Genomic DNA, 1328 nt, shown 5'->3' on the forward strand with positions numbered 1-1328 from the left:
ATGAGCCTGTAAATAATTCTGTGTAACTGCCCACTCCATTACAGGTGACCGTTCAGGCGATCACCGAATTCGATAATAAAGCGATTCAGAGCAAGCTTCCAATTCTGGATTGGCATGGTCCACTTCTTTGAAGCCTGCTGTATCGCGAGAAACGCCACTTTGAGCGCCGACTCATCGGTCGGGAACAGCTTCCTTTGTTTGGTCGCTTTGCGCAGCACGCTGTTCAGTGACTCGATCGCATTGGTGGTGTAGATCACCTTCCGGATCGCGGGGGGATAATCAAACAGCGTGATCAGATTGTCCCAGTTCCCCTGCCAGGAGCGCGCTATCTGCGGGTACTGGCTATCCCAGCGCTCGCCGAAGGTCGCCAGCGCCTGCTGAGCCTCACGTTCCGTCGCAGACTGGTATATCTGCTTCAAATCCGCCGTCACCGCCTTGTAGTCTTTCCAGGAGACGTAGCGCAACGAGTTGCGGACCATGTGGACGATACACAGTTGCACCTTGGTCTGGGGATACTCCACGGCAATGGCATCAGGGAAGCCCTTGAGACCATCCACACACGCGATCAGGATATCTTCCAGGCCGCGGTTCTTCAGTTCGGTCAGGACCGACAGCCAGAATTTTGCCCCTTCGGTCTCGGCCAGCCACAGGCCCAACAGCTCCTTGTGACCCTGCATATTGATACCCAGCGCCAGATAGAGCGACTTGTTGATCACCCTTTGGTTCGCGCGGATCTTCAGCACAATACAGTCCAGATAGACGATGGGATAGAGCGGATCCAGCGGTCGGTTTTGCCATTCGTGGACCTGCTCGATGACACGTTCGGTCACTTTCGATACCAGCCCCGCCGAGATGTCGGCGTCATACATCTCTTTGAACGCGTCCACGATATCCCGCGTACTCAAGCCCTTGGCGTAGAGGGCGAGGATCTGGTCGTCCATCTGGGTCAGGCGGGACTGGCCCTTGCGGACAAACTGAGGCTCGAAGGAGCTGTTGCGGTCACGAGGCGCCTGGATGGTGACCTCTCCGTGCTGCCCTTTTAGGCGCTTGGTGGAATAGCCATTACGATTGTTGCCGGTCCCGCGGCCTTGTGGGGCGTGTTTCTCATAGCCCAGATGCGCGTCCATCTCGGCATTGAGGGCGGTCTCGACGGTGAGCTTGATCAGCTGCTGGGTGAGGGTGCCGAGATCTTTTTCAGATTTGATGTCTTTGGCCAGCTCAGCGGCCAGTGCTTTGAGTTTGTCTTGGTCCATTTGCTTACCCACGAAGGTATCCTTTTGAAAAAGTTACTTATTCGTGGGCGGTTACACAATTGGATTTACAGGCTC

At 55.5% G+C, this 1328-nt stretch carries 1 protein-coding gene; it reads right to left on the reverse strand.

The window, feature by feature from the left end; translation table 11 throughout:
• Nucleotides 1-38: 38 nt before the first annotated feature.
• Entirely contained in the window at nucleotides 39-1253 is a 1215-nt protein-coding gene (locus L972_RS18690) for an IS256-like element ISAs3 family transposase (protein ID WP_047440228.1), read from the reverse strand.
• Nucleotides 1254-1328: the final 75 nt, after the last annotated feature.

The sequence above is a fragment of the Aeromonas sp. ZOR0001 genome (assembly GCF_000801015.1).
GTDB lineage: Bacteria > Pseudomonadota > Gammaproteobacteria > Enterobacterales > Aeromonadaceae > Aeromonas > Aeromonas veronii.